Here is a 19,104-nt window from a genome sequence, read left to right as displayed (position 1 = left end):
TAAGTTTCAGGTTCTATGGTTAGCTTCCCGCTCTTATACCACGGAGTAATCTGTTCACACCAAAACATCGAACCTTAAACTTCGAACATAAAACATTTAAAAGATGAAATTAAATAAAAGAGATTGGATATTGGCAATAACGGGACTTGCAGCAGGAATCCTGATTGCCATCATCATATTGCCAACCGGATTACATGATCACGGAGATTCAGTACACGATCATGCCGAAGAAGACACTGAGTGGACATGCTCCATGCATCCACAAATCAGACAGGATGAACCTGGAGATTGTCCGCTTTGTGGAATGGACCTGATTCCTGTTTCAGACACCAACGGAGGATCTGCCCATAGCGGCTCTTTTACATTCACGATGTCAGTGCAGGCAGCAGCTCTGGCTAATGTCAGGACAAAGAAAGCAGAGATAAAAACGACTGGCAGAGACATCAATTTAACCGGAAAAATTGTTGTGAACGAACAAAGCATCTCCTCCATCACAACGGACTTTTCAGGACGAATCGAACAACTCTGGATTAATTATACGGGGCAGGAAGTCAGAAAAGGCGAAAGATTGGTTTCGATATACTCACCGGAGTTGATTACTGCGCAAAAAGAGTTGATTGAAGCCGCTAAAGTTAAAGGTGATCAACCACGATTATACGAAGCAGCTAAAACTCGTCTGAAACTTTGGAACATTACAGATGCACAGATTGAGGGAATTGAAGAATCAGGAGAGATAAGCACTTCTTTCGACATTCATACAAACAGCGATGGTATCATAAAAACCAGGCAGGTTTCGCAGGGGGATTATATTTCAAGAGGCCAGCGTCTGTTTGATGTGGCTTCACTTTCTAATGTATGGGTTTTTCTTGATGCATATGAATCAGACCTTCAATGGCTGAATGCTGGCAATGAAGTAACCTTTACGGTTGGAGCCTATCCCGGTGAGGAGTTTGTCTCGAAAATCTCGTGGATTGATCCTGTCATCAATCCCGATACACGAACGACCAACATACGACTCGAAGTTGAGAACCAACACCAAAGGTTTAAGCCCGGAATGTTTGTAAGCGCCTCAGTTTCTTCCCAAATAGAGCCATCACTTCAGGTACCCGTTTCTTCCGTGATGTGGACAGGCCCAAGGTCTGTAGTGTATGTAAAAATTCCGGATGAAGAAACCCCAACTTTTGAGATGCGGGAAGTAACCATTGGAGTTAGAGCCGGAGAAAACCAGGTAATAAAATCAGGTCTGGAGCCGGGCGAACAAGTGGTGGTTAACGGAACCTTTGCCGTAGATGCAGCAGCTCAGTTACGAGGCAATTACAGCATGATGCACAGACCTTTGGATAAACTCATCGCAGTTCCACAAGAATTTAGAAACGCATTGTCCCAGATTATTGAAGTCTATATTTCTGTAAAAAATGCACTGGTAGAGAGCGACCTGACCACAGCCTCTCATTCGGCCATGGAACTCACAGAAAAAACAGATCAAATAAGTAATGATGCGCTGTCAGCAGATGCAGAGGGACATTGGCATATACAAAAGCATCAAATATTGCATTCAGCCGGAGAAATTCAAGAAGCCGAATCTCTTGAAAACGCACGCACTGCATTTGAAAAACTTTCAGAATCCGTATTGGATATAATGGAAAGATTTCGCCCCGGTGATGAAACCTTTTTTGTAAACTACTGTCCGATGGCATTTGATGATGAGGGTGCATATTGGCTCAGTGAAGTGGAAAAAATTCTTAATCCATATTTCGGAGATGCCATGCTGATGTGCGGAGAAATTACAAAGACATTTGAAGTTAAAAATGCAGAAGAACTTGGTGTTCATGCAGGTCATGTTCATTAGAGTTGAATATCACATTATTTCAACAAAAAAGGGGCAACCATAAGGTTTGCCCCTTTTCAATGAAAAAAAAACTAATTTTTGCTATTTCTTATCTGAACCTTTGTCAGATTTTGTTCCGCTGGACTGAGCAGGTTTAGACAAACTTTCCCGCATAGAGGTATCAGCCTCTACGTTTCGGTATTTGACATAATCCATTACTCCCAGGTTTCCATTTCTAAATGCATCAGCAATGGCTTTAGGTATTTCCGCTTCGGCTTGAATCACATTCGCCCGAGCTTGCTGTGCTTTGGCTTTCATTTCCTGCTCTTCGGCCACAGCCATGGCACGACGCTCTTCTGCTTTGGCCTGGGCAATCATCTTATCTGCTTCAGCCTGATCAATCTGAAGTTCAGCACCAATATTCTTACCTATATCGATATCAGCAATATCAATTGAAAGAATCTCGAATGCGGTACCGGCATCCAAACCTTTACCCAAAACCACTTTAGAAATTGAGTCCGGATTTTCAAGAACTGCTTTATGAGAGCTAGACGAACCAATCGATGAAACAATACCTTCACCCACACGGGCAAGAACGGTCTCCTCTCCTGCTCCACCAACCAATTGCTTAATATTGGCACGAACAGTCACCCTGGCTTTAGTGATTAGCTGAATACCATCCTTTGCAACTGCTGCTACAGGAGGCGTATCAATCACCTTTGGGTTTACCGACATCTGCACGGCCTCAAACACATCACGACCAGCAAGGTCGATGGCAGTTGCCATTTGAAACGACAAATCGATGTTAGCTTTTGATGCAGAAACCAAAGCATGAACCACTTTTTCGATGTGACCACCGGCTAAAAAGTGAGCCTCAAGTTCGTCACGTTTAACATCGTGAAGTCCGGCCTTATGTGCTTCAATCATGGCTCTTACAATAACCGATGGCGGCACTTTACGAATGCGCATCAACATTAATTGTAATAAAGAAATACGAACACCGGTTACCAGTGCCGAGAACCACAATATTACAGGAACATAATAAAGAACAAGAAAAAATAGTACAACTATGACTCCAATCAAACCAAGAGTTCCAAAGTTTTCCATAAATATCAGTTTACAGGTTTAACAATTACATATGTTTTATATACTTTAATTACTTCGATTTCGGTTCCGGGATCAACAAATTGCCCGGGACATCTGGCTTCAACGTCCTCATCATTGATTCGCGCCTTTCCTATGGGATTTAACCGGGTAACGGTAACACCTTTATCACCTTCGTGAATGGTTTCGTCGGTAACTGTTTGCACATTTCCAGTAATTTGGGTGTTAAGCATTAATTTATTCCAAGTTTTCCCTCTCAATGCCAATCCTAAAACCAGCAAACTGGAAAAAATTGTTATGAACAGAGTCCAATTTCCAATTCCTGAGCCGTATCCGTTATAAGCCATGTATATGCCGCCTGCCATCATGAGAACACCTCCTATGCCGGAGATGGTCATCCCAGGAAACACAAAAAACTCAAGAACCAGCAACAGCAAACCGGTGAGAATGAGCAGAATAATAATAGTCATAATTTGATATTAATCAATTGTAACATTCAACTCCTTTTCAATTAATAACATTTGCATTTGCTCCAATTCTGGAATAATTCCTCTCTTAATTTCACAAAAGCCCTTAAAATGGGTAATTAGTGCACACTGCTCGGCCTGTTCCTTATCGTGCTGGCAAACAGCTTGCAATGATTCAATGACGTGATCAAAGGTATTTATTTCATCATTATGGAGGATGAGCAGCCTCTCCTCCAATGGCTGATTACCGGCATTTTCCTTTTCACTTCTTTTATCAAAAGGTACCATATTCAATAATTTTACTCAAAGTAAATAAAATATCCGAATAAAAACATCAACGTGATGATGTTTTTTACTCTAAAGTTTTGGCTTTTTGCACGGTAATCAATTCCCCATTTAGAAATGCAACCACGTATGCACCCGGAAATCCGGCATCTATTATAGATTGAACCTGATCTGTTGCTTCCTGATGGGTTCTCCAGGATCCGCTATAATAGCGGCTTAATCCCCGGTCTGGCAGGTACTCGCTGGTAACCGGCGGAATTTTTGCCAAAGCTGCGGCATTTGGTTCATTTCGAAAAACACCAATCTGAATACGGTACTCAGGTCTTTCTGAGAACTGTTGTGTTGGGGGTGTTACTGCTTCTGCGGAAACAAAAGACTCCTCAACAACCGATGCTTCTGCGGGTTGCCCAAATGCGGCAGCAACCATCTCCGATGGTTGCTGCCTGTTCTGCCGCTCAGCAGATTCCGAACCTCGATGAATAGCCGGATATGAAGGTGTTGTTGCTCCTGCATTAAAATCCATAAATCTGGATGAAACTTCTCTCTGTGCTACAGGCTGGCCAGGGACGCCTGCCAATTGCATTAAAAAACTCTCTTCCATCATATCAATGCCATGCCGTTTAAGTGCAAGATATCGTTCAGTTCGCTCGGGGTTGTATGAATGGATGGCCTCCAAGCCCCTTTCTGCCTCTGAAAAATTACTGCGCGCCTGACTCAACATATGCTCACTCCCTGCTCTGTGACTGGTTCCTCCAATCTCCTGAGCCTTTGGATAGTATATTGAAAACTTTTGATCCAATGCCAATTCATATAGTTCCAACGACCGCATTTTTAATTCGCGGGATTGTAAACGCAATGATTGAACCTTATAATCAATCTCTTCTTCAATGTTGTTATTGCCTGTTATTCTGTCCCTCAGACTAACCGGCTCTATGGTAACATTTTGTGTTCGCTCCAACAATCTTGCAGATTCAAGTGATAGAATATTGGCCCATACATAAAGTGAATCAGAGCGAAGCAATTCGTTCTTTTGGTCTTGATTGAACAATGCATTATACATTTGCTTCAATCTCTCCCTCCGTCTCACAAACTCATCATCCGAATAAAAAGTGAGATCACTTTTATTGAGATCGCTCAATGCTCTCTGATTCACACTTACAAAAGCTGGCTTTGCCGCTGCCACTGTGGACGGTATGTACTCTCCACGTGCTTTCAGCTCATTAATCCTTTCAATTTCACGCCTTCTCGCATTCAAATATATTCTCCTTATCTCCTCCTCTAAGCCATATACTTCACGCTCTATTTTTATAATTTCATCTATCAGGCGCTGTAGTTCGCTTTGATTATAACTCTGCGCATAACGTCTGCGCATATCGTTCATCTTGATATTTAAACTGTCTTTTTTGGCTTCTAGCTCCCTGCCTTGCTGAAACAATGACAATGCCTGTTGGCTTACAAAATGGTCATATTTGGTATAAACAAGAGTATCGTTAATTGAAAATCGGAATGCTGAATTATAAACTTCCGGTTCATAAACATCAGCACCGGCATAGGTTGTACTGCTTGCACGGACACGAGCTGATTCCGACACAGGCAGATCAGCTAATGATCGAATCTGATTTATATCCTCCGTGAAATGACGTACCACACTGTTGTCCCAGACTATTTCAACCACAATTACCATGTCCTCACCTACCCCACGGTTAGTTGTAAACCACGCTTTACCTTCATATACATCAGGTACTAAAAGAAAATCATCATCGGGCGAATTAAATGGGGGGCCAAGATTAGATGGCTCAGAAAAAGTTCCTGTAACAGGATCAAAAATGGTTTGATATATGTCATACCCCCCCATTCCTCCTGGACGATCAGAACTAAAATAAAGAGTCGTGCCGTCGATCAGCATGAATGGATAGGAGTCATTGTATTGGCTGTTTAAAGGTGTGTCAAACGGCTCGGCATCGGTCCATGAGTCAAGCAATCTCATAATCTTATGCAGATCATAAGTTCCTCCACTGCCAAGAATTGGGAAGAAAACTTCATCTCCTCTTTCAGTTCGAAAGATAACTTGTTCAGGGTTAACTCCTACTCTGAAAAAATCGCCGGCTCTCATCAATTGACCAGCATCTTTCGACAATCTGTAATGATTCAACATCTCATGGCGAAGTACCGTATCCTTCCTGATAACCTGCAAATCAAAATACTTATTTATCAACACATTAGAAGCATCACTATCCTCAATACCTCTTTTAGCAGCCTGAACCATATCCTCACTGGCTGATCTCTGAGTATTTAAAAATCTTTCGAAGGAGGATTTCGCCAAATCAAACTCGTAGGCACGTTGGTAAAGTTTACCCAGATAAAAATGAACATCGGGCGATGGTGGCCGATTAGCAGCCAAGCGCAGCCTTCTGATGGCTTCATCAGGACGTTCGTTGGTTTTATAAAGAATCAGACCGTAATAGTAATTTAACGCATGATCGCGATTATTACGTTCCAACAGTCGCTCATACATCTCTTTCGCTTCGGCATATTTCCCGTCATTAAAGAGAGAGAGAGCATCCTGAGCCGACACTTGTGTTTGTTGTGCAAACACAAGATCTCCAATTCCTACTAATACCAATACAACACTCCACAGTAAACCTTTAACCATACCACCAGAATTATATAATTATCACACAACCAATCAAACCCAAATAATACAGAAATAAATCACAAATCCTATATGTCAACCTTTTACACAAAGTGTACCATTTTCATATTACGCATCAAATTTAATCAAACCATATTAAAATCCTACTTTACGATGCTATGATTTAAAACAGTAAACATTTCGCAAGGCTTGGGTGTTTTGAATAAAAGACATACCATTAAAAAAACAACTAAAAACCGATACCATGGCTAATTTAAAAGAAGGGGATAAAGCACCTGTTTTCAAAGGAATTAATCAAAAAGGTGAAACAATATCATTAGGCGAGTATAAAGGGAAAAAAGTCGTTTTATATTTCTACCCTAAAGACAACACACCGGGCTGCACTGCCGAATCATGCAACTTGAATGACAACTATGGAGCCTTTCAGGCCAAAGGATATGAGATCATTGGCGTAAGTCCTGACGATGAAAAATCCCATCAAAAATTTGCTGATAAATTTGGCTTACAGTTTAACCTGATTGCAGATACAGAAAAAGAGATTCTTGAAGCATACGGGGTTTGGGGAGAAAAGAAAATGTACGGCAAAACCTACATGGGTGTTAACCGTACAACTTTTATCATAGATGAAGATGGTGTTATTGAAAAAATCATAGCTAAAGTTGATACTAAAGATCACGCGTCTCAAATTATATAGATACCATAAAGTAACTGTTTAAATTTAGTTTCTAATGATTTTTATAGATTATAGATCTTTATCCCGAGGCTTCGGGATAGGATCTAAAAATATATCTATTTTATTCGATACAAATTTAAACAGTTTCTCATAGTTGTGATAAAAACATTTAGATGACAGGGCTACGCCCCTTATGTTTTACCAAATAATTGTTTTCTACGAAGATTACAGGGCTAGCTCCCCTTAGTGATTTTAATACAAATAAAAGGGGCGTAGACCAGACATCTTACAACAATTAATTGACCGCACACAACTAAAATTAAACAGATACTGAGTATCTTATCTCTTATTTTCTAAAAATCTAAAAAAATACTGGTAATTTTTCATTATCTTCACGAGGCAAAAATCAGATAAAACAGATAAGATAAAATGTCAGAACAAAAAGAAAGCAAAGTCAATCAGGAGAAGCTGAAAGCACTTCAGCTGACCATGGATAAAATTGATAAATCATACGGCAAAGGTGCCATTATGAGGATGGGTGACACCGTTGTGGAAAATGTTCCGGTTATTCCGTCGGGATCCATTGCGTTAGACCTGGCTCTTGGAGTTGGCGGTTATCCAAGAGGAAGGGTTGTGGAAATTTATGGTCCGGAATCGTCAGGAAAAACCACCCTTGCCATTCATGCCATTGCCGAAGTTCAGAAAATGGGAGGCATAGCTGCCATTATTGATGCAGAGCATGCTTTTGACAGATTTTATGCCGAGAAACTCGGCGTAAATATTGAAGAATTGCTTATCTCTCAACCCGATAATGGAGAACAAGCACTCGAAATTGCAGACCAGTTGATTCGCTCATCGGCCATTGACCTCGTTGTTATTGACTCCGTAGCGGCGCTGACCCCAAAAGCCGAAATTGAAGGTGAGATGGGTGATAACAAAGTTGGTCTGCAAGCACGTTTGATGTCCCAGGCATTGCGTAAACTCACTTCAAACATCAGTAAAACTCATACCTGCTGTGTCTTCATTAACCAGTTGCGCGAAAAAATTGGCGTGATGTTTGGGAACCCTGAAACCACCACCGGCGGAAATGCACTTAAATTCTACTCATCCATCAGGTTGGACATCAGAAGAATTTCGCAATTAAAGAACGGCGACGAAGTAGTTGGCAGTCAAACCCGCGTAAAAGTAGTTAAGAACAAAGTGGCTCCCCCATTTCGGAAAGCCGAATTTGACATCATGTACGGCGAAGGCATCTCCAAAATTGGAGAAATCATTGATATGGGTGTGGACTTAAACATTATTAAAAAGAGCGGAAGCTGGTTCAGCTATGGTGAAACAAAACTAGGACAGGGACGCGAAGCTGTTAAAGAATTGATTAAAGACAACCCAGAACTTTCGGAAGAGCTGGAAACCAAAATTGTAACAGCTCTTAAAGAACAAAAGAAATAGGGTTAAGTTAAAATATGAAGAGTAACGTAAACCCTGAAAGCAAAATTGCTTTCAGGGTTTTTTGTAAATGTAAATACTTCAACAATTAGTTATACTTTTGTCATATCAACAAAAAACAATTGACATGCAAGTAGAAATCGGAAAAACCAACAAACTAAAAGTCCTCCGCAAAACATCCGTAGGTCTGTATCTCGATGGCGACACCATTGGAGATGTATTGCTCCCAAACAGATATGTGCCCGAAAACATCAACGAGGGTGATGAAATTGATGTATTTGTATACCTTGACTCCGAAGATCGCCTCATAGCCACTACCGAGACTCCTTTGGCCATGGTAGGAGATTTTGCTTTTCTGAAAGTAATTGAAACAGGCCGCTTTGGAGCATTTATGGATTGGGGATTAATGAAAGATCTGTTGGTTCCCTTTAGGGAACAACATGAGAAGATGCAAAAAGATAAAAGTTATGTGGTGTATGTCTATCTGGACGATGAAACGGGACGAATTGCTGCATCATCAAAAATTTTCCGTTTTCTGGACAACATCTCCCCAAAATACAATCCAGGAGAAGAGGTTGACCTCCTCGTAGCCGAAGAGACAGAATTGGGATATAAAGCCATCATCAATAGCCTACACTCTGGAATGATATATAAAAACCAGATTTTTAAACCAATACAAATTGGTGACAAAACAAAAGGATACATCAACAAAGTGCGTGAGGATGATAAAATAGATCTGTTGCTGGAAAAACCCGGCCATGATAAAATGGACGAACTTTCAAAGAGAGTTCTGGACATAATCAATCAGCACAACGGACAAATAGCCATTTCTGATAAGTCATCTCCCGAAGAGATTTCCTCAGTTTTTGAAATGAGCAAAAAGAATTTCAAAAAAGCAATTGGCACCCTGTACAAAAACCGCTTGATTGTGATCGAAGAAAATGGAATTAAAAGAGCGCCGCAATAACAGTTGCTTACCAGTAGAGATTTTTGGGTAAGTTCCAAATATTATGGATTCCCCTTTATCTTTATATAGTTCAAAAAGAACTTTATTATTTGAACAACTGTTTTGATTCGCTGCTTTCAGCTACAACTAATTTTCTCTAAACTAAACCCATCAAGAACGGGATGCCCTTAGCTCTTATATTCCTTGTATTTTCTCGGCAAGATGCCAAAACAATAAATTATGAAGCCCAGGGCTATTATCATCGCCAACAAACTCTTGATATATTGCCCTTGCTTCTCTTATAAACTATTAAACCTATATACATCAATCTCTTTTAAATCATTTTCAAATATTGTAAAAGGGTCGTTATAGAACTCAATAAAATTAGGCGCACTGACCTGTCCCGGGAATGGCGCATAATAATGAGTGGGACTGTTTACATCATTCCTCCAAACCAGAACGTAACTCATTCTCATCCCCTCTGTTTTAAGTATTTCCAACAAAGTGTTTGTCCACCAGGTGGTATCAGGAATAGATTCCAGACCAGTTTCTGTAAAAGCTGCAAGTTTCTGAACCTTTTTTGCGTAATCCGACACAATCATTAGTTTTTGAGATGCGGTCTCCAGGTCATATCTGTCACGGCCAAGATCTCCATAATTATCCATACCTAACATGTCAACCCACTCATCACCGGGATATCTTTCAAGAAACTCCTCCTCTGTTTCGAAACGGTTGTCAGGAGAAAATGCGTAAAGAAAGTTGTTAACATTCAGTGAATCTCGAAGAAATGATACAGTAAATTGCCAGAGTGAAACAAAATCTTCACGGGATGTGTGTGCTTTCCCCCACCAAAACCAGTCGCCATCAAATTCATGGAAAGGTCTGAAAATGATTGGTATCAGCGTACCATCTTCACCACGAATGCTGTGAGCCCAGTCGGCAATATCTGCAAGAATTACTTTGTAATCCTCGTGGGCATAACCGCCCGGAATAATGTGTTGCACTGCTGCAACAGAAACCGAATCAACCCAGTAAAATCGACCTTCCGATACCGGATTGTGAAAATGCCATGTCGCTGTTGTTATGCCTCCACGGTTATAGGTGTCAACAACATTCTTTCTCAATCGTTCTTTTTCCGTTTCAATCTCTTCTCGGGATCGGTTACTCAGGTGCATGAAGTCGATTCCGATTACCGCCGGATGTGAACCAGTAACAGATTTAACATCAGAACGGTCATCGTCACCATACCAGCCTTGTCCATATTCGGTGGCGTGTTGATGTCCAAATAATACGTGGTTTTCAGAAATTTTCATGAGATTTTGAAAAAGAGCCACTGTTTCCGGTGTTGCATTTTTATCGATTGGATTTGCAGGTTCAGTGATTTCGTTACATCCACAAAAAACAGTTATGATCAAGGCAGTGAGACAGATAGGATTTTTATGCATTGTTTGTGTTTTAATTGTCTGTATACTAAAATAGTAATATTTCTATAATATGTAGCGATGAATCAAGCATAAATTAGCGGGTTAATCCCGGGTGTTTAAGGATTTCTCTTTGGAGGGTTAAAAGGTGACATGGTTTTAAAGTTTAAGGTTCTAAGTTTAGGGTTGATCGTTTTCAAACCACGAAGTTCACAAAGAATGCACGAAGATCACTATGGTTCGTCTATCAACAATCTTTTCATGGTGCTCATTGTGGTTAAAAACCTTATGTGACTTATTTTGTTTAAATTGTGCACCTGTGGCGGTATTCTGTTTCTCCAGAGGGATTTGGAATTAACAGGCTCCGGTGCAAAGAATTTCGCTAATCTTCATTTCCGTTTTCCTATCTCACCCTTCCAACTTTTGACCATTTATCCAGATTTATGAGACTTCGTTGCGTCTCTTAGCCTATCAATTTAACTGCCGCTTTATGATATCAAGTTCCACTCACCAAACCTCATTTGACCCTCAACTCTAAACTATCAACTCTAAACCTAGTTTCTGATCGCCCTTTTCCTTTTTAAGTTTTTTAAGTATTGGTTAACAAATTAAGTGCAGTTTAATTATTATGTTTGTATCGGGGATAGAAGGACGTTGTTAATTACAATAAAATTAATGAAGAGGTTAGGAAGCCGCATCAAAAAGAAAAGAGAATTGCTTGGGATGCCCTTAGGGGAGGTAGCCCGATTGGCTGGCATTAGTTCCAGTGCTTTGTCGCAAATCGAAAATGCCAAAGCATTTCCTTCCATCATTACCTTAAAATCGGTGGCAAATGCAATTGGATCAACTGTTGGCGAATTAATTGGCGAAAATGAAATGGCAGCACCTGCGCCAATTGTTTCTGATCAGGATAAAATTCTGGTTGATAAAAACGAGACAGGAGCAGCTCTTTATATGCTGACTCACAGGGAAGAGGGACGAATCATGGGTGCATACCAGGTGGTTCTTGAGAAGGGTGCATCTTCCGGAGATTGGATGAAAAAGCATTCCGGTCAGGAATTCAGCTACATAGTTGCCGGAGAAGTGACATTTTTTGTGGATGACCAGACATATGCCATGAATAAAGGAGATAGTTTATATACTAACTCTCAAAAAAGAAGGGAAGTTGTTAATTCTGGTAGTTCTATGGCGGAAGTTCTTTGGGTGATAACTCCTCCTTATTTCTAAGTCCTGATTTTATTGACAGACAGATCACAATATCTGTGTTCTAAATTAGAAATAAATGTCATTTTTTTTTAACTTTGTGTGTTAGAGAAAAGAAATAGTAATTAATAAATATAATAAAATGAGCATGTTAAAAGAACTCGAAAAGCAAGGTGTGAAAATACCTGCGCAAATCAAAGACCTTTTGGTTAATGCTCCCAAAGTGCATTACTTCAACACAACAGATGAGTTGGTGGATGCATCAGTAGGTGGAGCTGGTAATTCTTCATTCGAGGTGAAATATGATGTTCCCGGAAAAGGAGAATACACTGAGGCAGTTGTACATCGTGTATCAAACGGAATCTCTGCAAATTACACTGAGTCGTATATGCGTCGTCGCGACCCAGGTACCATGTTAATTGCAGATGACAAACCATCTGATAAGAAGAAATTTAAGGATGTATATGGATACGAATTTGAAGATCTTCGTAAGGATACATTTGAATGGCTCAAAGGACAAGAGCTTGCAGTATTTATGTACTATGCAGGTAACTATCCGGTAGGTATTGGTGGAATCGCCATTGCTCCGGCTAATGCTGGTTTCTTTGCTTTAGGATTGGCTTTCCTTCAGAAGATTCTTCCTATGAACGATCTTCCAAAGGGATTCCGTTTGGATTCTGCTATTTATGTAGCGCCTCCATTCCGCCATACTCATTTTGAAGGAAAACAGCGGGTTATTCACAATCGTTTAGACGATATTCATGAGTTGTTCTCTTACAACCTTTATCCCGGGCCTAGTGCGAAAAAAGGTCTTTATGGTGTATTGATCACTCGTGGAGAAGCCGAAGGATGGGTAACTGCTCACTGTTCAACAGTTCAGGCTACCAATCCGTATGACAATACCACAACATTCATGCACGAAGGTGCCAGTGGAGGAGGAAAGAGTGAAATGTTACAGATGGTTCCACGCGAACCGGACGGACAGGTGCTTATTGGTCGCAACACCATTTCTGGTGAAGAGCGTCATATCAATATCCCATTGTTCTGTACCTTCGCTCCGGTTACCGATGATATGGCATTATGCCACCCATCATACCAAAAAGGCAATGGAAAACTAACCGTGGCTGATGCCGAAAATGCATGGTTTATTCGTGTGGATGGCGTTCATAGTTATGGAGATGACCCGGTATTGGAAAAACTAACTTTGAATCCACCTGAGCCTGTATTGTTCCTGAACATCGATACCAACCCTAATGGTACCGCAATGATTTGGAATCATATTGAAGATGAGCCCGGTAAAAAGTGTCCAAACCCAAGGGTTATTTTACCTCGTCACATTGTCAATAACGCAGTTAATAAAAATGTGACTGTAGATATTCGTAGCTTCGGAGTGCGCACTCCGCCTTCTTCTCTTGAAAGCCCCAATTACGGAATCTTCGGATTATTCCATATTCTGCCTCCGGCTCTAGCTTGGTTGTGGCGCTTGGTTAGTCCACGTGGACATGCAAATCCAAGTATTGTTGGAACCGACAAGATGTCAAGTGAAGGTGTAGGTTCATACTGGCCTTTTGCCACCGGAAAGCGTGTTGCTCAGGCTAACTTGCTTCTGGAGCAAATCATCAGTACGCCAAGAGTACGTTACACCATCGCTCCAAACCAGCACATTGGTGTTTGGAAAGTTGATTTCAAACCTCAGTTGCTGATGCGTGAGTATCTTACCCGTCGTGGAAATGCAAAATTCGTTCAGGATCAATATCAGGCCGCTCGTTGTCCGCTGTTGGGTTATGAGTTGAACTATCTGACTCTTGAAGGAAACAAAATCCCTTCACGTTTCCTTAAGGTTTACAAACAGCCGGAGGTTGGTGTTGAAGGTTATGATAAAGGTGCCGAAATGTTGTATGATTTCTTCAAACAAGAACTTCAGCAATATTTGCAGCCTGAGTTGCTACCACTTGGAAGAAAAATTATTGAGGCTTGTTTGGAAGGTGCTTCCGTTGAGCGTTACAATGAATTGCTTCCAATGGAATACAAATACGCTTTTCTTAAAAAGAACAAGTAATAATTAATGATTAAAATTATTTATCATTAACAGGTTAGTTGGCCAGCTCTCAGGAGCTGGCCATTCTGCCTGTAATATCCCCTCGTCTTGTTTAAGTCGAAAAAATGACTCAAACGGGAAGAGGGATATCAATATTAACAATGAGATATCAAATGAGATTCAAAAAAAAGGTTTTGAATTCAGCACAGATCCCAACAAAGAGATTTAATTTGGGGATTTCAGAAAAGTTCAAACATAGTTTTCTTTATTTTTAAGTTGATGTTTAATGATTAAATCAGGAAAAGACATCATCTTTGCTTCAAAATTAATCAGGGAGGGTAAATTGGTTGCCTTTCCTACCGAAACAGTTTACGGGTTGGGAGCAAATGGATTTGATGCTAAAGCAGTAGCAAAAATCTTTGAAGCAAAAAAACGACCATCTTTCGATCCGTTAATTCTACACATCTCTTCCACAGAGCAACTGGAATCCGTATTCAAAACTCCTGTACCAGCATTGATTACGCGTTTAGCAGAAAAGTACTGGCCTGGACCGTTTACAATTGTGGCTCCAAAATCAAGGAAAGTCCCAGCTATTGTTACTGCGGGACTTAAAACTGTGGCTGTAAGAATGCCGAAACATCCTGTTGCGCTTAAACTAATTAAACAAGCAGGTGTGCCGGTGGCTGCTCCCAGCGCCAATTTATTTGGACGGTTGAGCCCTACAGAACCTGAGCATGTAAGAGAACAACTCACTACAATTGATTATTTAGTGGAAGGCGGCAAAACCAACTATGGAATTGAGTCTACTATTGTCTCTGTAAATGGTAATAACATTGAGGTTTTGCGACATGGAGCCATTACTCCGGAACAAATTAAAACTGATTTTCCCGATACCAATGTATCCATATCCAGTACAGAAAACCATATTCAGGCACCTGGACAATTAAAGAGTCACTACTCTCCTCGAAAGCCACTCTATTTATTGGATGAAATGCCCGATGAAATTCCGGAGTATGTGCGATTAATGCTTTTTGAACCACACGAGGTACCAGAAGGAGTCGAGCAGCGAATCAGATTGCTCTCCGATAAAGGAGATTTACTTGAGGCTGCTTCAAATATGTTTACCGTATTGCATGATCTGGAATCTGATCCCGAGGTAGAACAGATTTATGCACTAAAAGTTAAGACGGAAGGAATTGGTTTAGCCATCATGGATCGGATGAACAAAGCGGCTTACAGGTACAGTACCCTAGCATCTGATGATGAAATTCAAATCTGATTTTTTTTGCATAGGTCATACAGTAGTTTATGGTAGAAAGGTGACAGGGAGAAATGGAAGCGGAAAACTGGAGACAGGAGTGTGCAAATTGCAAAGCCTTTGAGAAAAATGAATGCCGCCGTAGGTGGCAAATGTTGACAGAATAAATGTTTCGTTGAGAAAAAGCACGCCGGAGGTGTGCTTTTTAAATCACACAATCCACACAAGGTCAATGTTTAATGTTCTATGTTTTCCGCTCAATGTTTTCAAACCGAAAACCTTAAATTTAAAACCTCGAACCTCGAACTTTGAACCTCGAACTTCAAAACCATAACCTCAGAAATATTGAACCTATTGGTACTTCGCTGTGTCTAATTACCGGAGAACCTTGTCACCCTTGAACCTTCCAACCTCAAATAAACGAATCAGAAAGTGCATCCACCATTTTCTTGAATGAGCCGTTTTTGCTCATGAGCTCTTCATAAGAACCTGTCTCAGTAACTTGTTCTCCCTCCAGAACAATCACACGATCGGCCATCCGAATGGTTGACAATCGGTGAGATATGATTAACGCCGTGCGGTTTTCTGTAACCGAACGAATATATTTTAATAATTTAGCCTCAGAGAAGGCATCCAATGAACTGGTGGGTTCATCAAGGATGATGAGTTGAGAATTGTTGTAGAAAGAGCGCGCCAACGCAAGTCGTTGCCATTGGCCCGGACTCATCTGCTCACTCCCTTCAAAAACAGTTCCTAAGGTCGTATTATACCCCTTCTCGAAACCCTCAATCACGTTGTTGATTCCGGCACGGTTAGCAGCCTGTTTTATCAGATCATCATCGGCAGGTTTTTGAGCGTCTCCAAACCAGATATTCTCTCGTGCCGTAACATTATAGAGGATAAAATCCTGAAAAATAACGCTGATGTTTGCCACTCGTTGGGAATCTACTATTTTACTCAAGGGAATGTCATCCACCAATATCTCCCCTTCCACAGGCTGATAAAGACTGCACAAAAGCTTGACAATGGTTGATTTTCCGGTACCGTTAGCACCAACAAGCGCTATGGTTTCACCAGGTAATATTTTGAGGTTTAAATTTCGTAATATCCACCGGTTATTGGATGGATAATGAAACCCTGTGTTTCGAAACTCAATCCCGCTTTGAATGGGAGACGGAAATGAGAGTGACGCTTTACTCTCAACAGCCTTTGACTCTTCACGAAGATCAATAAACTCAAATAAGTTATCCAGAAACAGTGAGTCCTGATATAATGAAGAAGAACGGCCAAGAAACTCCTGTAAATAGGCATATCCTCTTTGCATGGCCAGAAAATATAGAACCACCTCCCCAATGGAAATCTGTCCGTCGAAGGCTTTCCAGGCTATCAAACCATAAACCAAAAAGAAACAGGTCGCAGCCAGAAGTTGCACAACTATTTCACGACGTGTTTTATTTACCAGCATCGAAAATTGAGTTTGCCTCCATTTTCTTTTCCTGTTAAAAAAACGGCGCCGAAACAAACCGCTCAAGTCAAAGGCTCTAACCTCTTTTGCAAATTCCGGAGCTGTAATTAAACGGTTGTAATAATTGACCTCCCGCTCAAGAAGGGTGTTATCTTTTTTAAACCGGAACAGATCTCTTGCATGTCTTAAACGAATCCAGGAAACAGGAAGTGTAATCAACAACAGGATTACAGAAACAGACCAATGAACCATTAACAATACGCCACCCATTACCAGAATGGTAATGAAATTCTGAATTACCCCAAGTACTCCGTAAAAAATACGCGAAGGACGAAAAGATGCCTCATTTAGCGCCCGATAGAAAATACTCTGATATTCGGGATGTTCAAAATAACCGTATTCCAGGCTGGTTGTTTTATCGTGAATCAGATTATCGAAAAAATCAGAAATGACATACGATTGTCTTTCTCTCACCAATAAACCCAGAGATGCTGTCAACGCATTGATTAAAAAAATGACGCCGGCTGCAATCAAGACCGTTAATAGAAGACTAAAATCCCTTTCATCCAGAGGCAATGCAGCAATGGTCTGAATCTCGTCAACGAGGAGTTTAACCAAATAGAGCAGAAGCAGTGGTAAAACTCCGCGAATCAAAACCAGAAGGATGTTCAGAACAGTCCACCCTGGTGAACTGTTCCAAACATACTTTAATATGGTGCGAATATGTTTCCAGGAATTCTTCAAATCTTATTGGGTTATACCTGGGTTTTCAAGTCCGTAACCTTGTAATTTATCCGCTTGTTTGAGCTTATATGCTAACCAGGCTGAAATCACCCCCAGCAAAGCCAGCATCAGAACAGGTATAGTGTAATCATAAGCTGCCGTTTCGGCTTCTATGTCAGATAATCGGTGACGATTTACAAAGTCCAGAAGAGCTCCAATCCCCCAGAAAAAAGCTGCAAGCCCCCAGTTTTGTAAAGTGAACATGGTGCCATATGCAGTTCCCAACCGGTTTTCGGCAACAATTCGCGCAACGGCAGGCCACATGGCTGCCGGTACCAGTGAAAAAGCAATTCCAAGGCTGATTAATCCCAAGTAACCAAGATATACGTGATTAAACACCGACAGGGAAAGGTACGCAAAAACAAGCAAAGCAGATCCAATCATCATAAGAGTGGCAGCTTTTCCTCGCTTATCTACAATGCTTCCGAAAATTGGTGTGAACAATATGGTTCCCATGGGAATTAAAGAGGCTGTTTTTGGACCATTCACCAGCCATTCAGAGAAAACATCACGCAGAATATAAACGTATCCCAAAAATAACACAGAGATTACCATAAAACTTAACAGCTTATGTCCATTTTTTTTCAATGATCGGGGGATCATTGAAAAACTGAGCCCGAAAATGAGCAACAGTACAAAAATGAAAGCTGTACCAAGTACGGCACTACCAAACATGGCAAATTCCCCTTGCGATCCCATTTCATAAGAAAACCCGTATTTATTGACCAACAAATCCGGTGCATATGCCAACAGAGGAAACACTGCCGAATAAAACACCATGCACAACAGAGCGATGTATATAAACGATCGGTTGGTAATCAGCTTCCTGAAATCCGCAAAACGGAACTTTTCTTCATCAACCTCTCCCTCCGTAACTATTCCTGATTCAGAACGCTGTTTGTCAATTTTTAAATCGAAAAAGATATAAATGATAAAAAACACCAATGATATGCCGATAAGAATGGCTGCGAAACTGAACGCCGGACTAATAGATCCACCTGCGGCCAAATCGGGAGCCACGGCCATTCCCATGGCCGTTCCTAAACGGCCAAATCCGATATTTAAGGCCATGGCCAGTGCCATTTCATAACCCATGAACCATTTCACAATGGTACGGGTTACCATCACACACACCACCTCCATTCCAATTCCAAAAAGAACCCTTCCGGTAATCGACCATATCAACATGGTTGATTTATCATCGCCAAACCAACCGGCCACAGCAGCGGCTGAAATAATTGCTCCTAAAAATGATAATCCCCCAAACACCAGACCGGCCAGACGTATTCCCCAACGGTCGAGAATGATTCCTCCCAGAATGATCATCCCAATAACATTGGCAAATGTGGTAGACGACATAATGCGGCCATACTCCTCACTGGAAATTCCCATCTCCCGTTCCATAAGACCTTTAATACCGCCATAAAAATCATAAAACCAATAAGTTGAAAACAGAAGACTGCTTATCAGAATCAGAACCAGCCACCTCAATGCAGCCGAATCGCGTAGTGTTTTTTGCATAAAATATTTAATT

The 19,104-nt window shown here is 40.9% G+C and carries 14 protein-coding genes; 7 read left to right on the top strand and 7 right to left on the bottom strand.

Translation table 11 applies throughout. From position 1 onward, the window contains the following. Positions 1–103: 103 nt before the first annotated feature. Positions 104–1,849, top strand: a complete 1,746-nt coding sequence (locus B5X70_RS04340) for an efflux RND transporter periplasmic adaptor subunit (RefSeq protein WP_079556654.1) — start codon at positions 104–106, stop codon at positions 1,847–1,849. 81 nt (positions 1,850–1,930) lie between these two features. Here B5X70_RS04340 and floA read toward each other — a convergent pair whose 3' ends face one another. From floA to B5X70_RS04320, 4 genes are all read right to left on the bottom strand, one after another. Then, on the bottom strand, positions 1,931–2,935 hold the full coding sequence (gene floA, locus B5X70_RS04335; RefSeq protein WP_079556653.1) for a flotillin-like protein FloA: 1,005 nt from the start codon (positions 2,933–2,935) through the stop codon (positions 1,931–1,933). A 5-nt stretch (positions 2,936–2,940) separates the two neighbouring features. Then, on the bottom strand, positions 2,941–3,402 hold the full coding sequence (locus tag B5X70_RS04330; protein ID WP_079556652.1) for an NfeD family protein: 462 nt from the start codon (positions 3,400–3,402) through the stop codon (positions 2,941–2,943). A gap of 9 nt (positions 3,403–3,411) precedes the next feature. Further along, positions 3,412–3,687, bottom strand: coding sequence for an ATP-dependent Clp protease adaptor ClpS (locus B5X70_RS04325; RefSeq protein ID WP_079556651.1), 276 nt, complete (start codon positions 3,685–3,687; stop codon positions 3,412–3,414). A 64-nt stretch (positions 3,688–3,751) separates the two neighbouring features. Then, complete coding sequence (locus tag B5X70_RS04320; RefSeq protein ID WP_079556650.1) at positions 3,752–6,337, bottom strand: PD40 domain-containing protein; 2,586 nt, start codon at positions 6,335–6,337, stop codon at positions 3,752–3,754. Positions 6,338–6,581: 244 nt separating this feature from the next. Here B5X70_RS04320 and bcp point away from each other — a divergent pair, with 244 nt between their 5' ends. The 3 genes from bcp (at position 6,582) to B5X70_RS04305 (ending at position 9,423) form a co-directional block, all read left to right on the top strand. Continuing rightward, positions 6,582–7,031: a thioredoxin-dependent thiol peroxidase gene (gene bcp / locus B5X70_RS04315; RefSeq protein ID WP_079556649.1), complete on the top strand. Its 450-nt coding sequence runs from the start codon at positions 6,582–6,584 to the stop codon at positions 7,029–7,031. 408 nt (positions 7,032–7,439) lie between these two features. Further along, positions 7,440–8,459 (top strand): recombinase RecA, encoded by a 1,020-nt coding sequence (recA, locus tag B5X70_RS04310; protein WP_079556648.1) that lies wholly within the window; start codon positions 7,440–7,442, stop codon positions 8,457–8,459. A 124-nt stretch (positions 8,460–8,583) separates the two neighbouring features. Further along, positions 8,584–9,423: a CvfB family protein gene (locus B5X70_RS04305; protein WP_079556647.1), complete on the top strand. Its 840-nt coding sequence runs from the start codon at positions 8,584–8,586 to the stop codon at positions 9,421–9,423. Between the two features lie 278 nt (positions 9,424–9,701). Here the strand turns inward: B5X70_RS04305 and B5X70_RS04300 are convergent, their stop codons facing one another. Continuing rightward, positions 9,702–10,847, bottom strand: coding sequence for a glycoside hydrolase family 26 protein (locus B5X70_RS04300; protein WP_079556646.1), 1,146 nt, complete (start codon positions 10,845–10,847; stop codon positions 9,702–9,704). A gap of 651 nt (positions 10,848–11,498) precedes the next feature. On the opposite strand from B5X70_RS04300, the gene B5X70_RS04295 reads away from it, so the two are divergent. From B5X70_RS04295 to B5X70_RS04285, 3 genes are all read left to right on the top strand, one after another. Then, positions 11,499–12,050 carry a helix-turn-helix domain-containing protein gene (locus tag B5X70_RS04295; protein ID WP_079556645.1) on the top strand — a complete coding sequence of 184 codons (552 nt, stop codon included), beginning with the start codon at positions 11,499–11,501 and terminating at the stop codon, positions 12,048–12,050. Positions 12,051–12,168: 118 nt separating this feature from the next. Then, on the top strand, positions 12,169–14,085 hold the full coding sequence (locus B5X70_RS04290; RefSeq protein ID WP_088328646.1) for a DUF4914 family protein: 1,917 nt from the start codon (positions 12,169–12,171) through the stop codon (positions 14,083–14,085). A gap of 265 nt (positions 14,086–14,350) precedes the next feature. Next, complete coding sequence (locus B5X70_RS04285) at positions 14,351–15,343, top strand: L-threonylcarbamoyladenylate synthase (RefSeq protein ID WP_079556644.1); 993 nt, start codon at positions 14,351–14,353, stop codon at positions 15,341–15,343. Between the two features lie 391 nt (positions 15,344–15,734). Here the strand turns inward: B5X70_RS04285 and B5X70_RS04280 are convergent, their stop codons facing one another. Continuing rightward, on the bottom strand, positions 15,735–17,531 hold the full coding sequence (locus B5X70_RS04280; RefSeq protein ID WP_232468305.1) for an ABC transporter ATP-binding protein: 1,797 nt from the start codon (positions 17,529–17,531) through the stop codon (positions 15,735–15,737). 3 nt (positions 17,532–17,534) lie between these two features. Next, on the bottom strand, positions 17,535–19,091 hold the full coding sequence (locus B5X70_RS04275; RefSeq protein ID WP_079556643.1) for an MFS transporter: 1,557 nt from the start codon (positions 19,089–19,091) through the stop codon (positions 17,535–17,537). Positions 19,092–19,104: the final 13 nt, after the last annotated feature.

This window comes from Alkalitalea saponilacus, from assembly GCF_900168165.1.
GTDB lineage: Bacteria > Bacteroidota > Bacteroidia > Bacteroidales > Marinilabiliaceae > Natronoflexus > Natronoflexus saponilacus.
The sequence above is the reverse complement of the archived record's forward strand: the minus strand, read 5'-3'. Positions and strand labels throughout refer to the sequence as shown.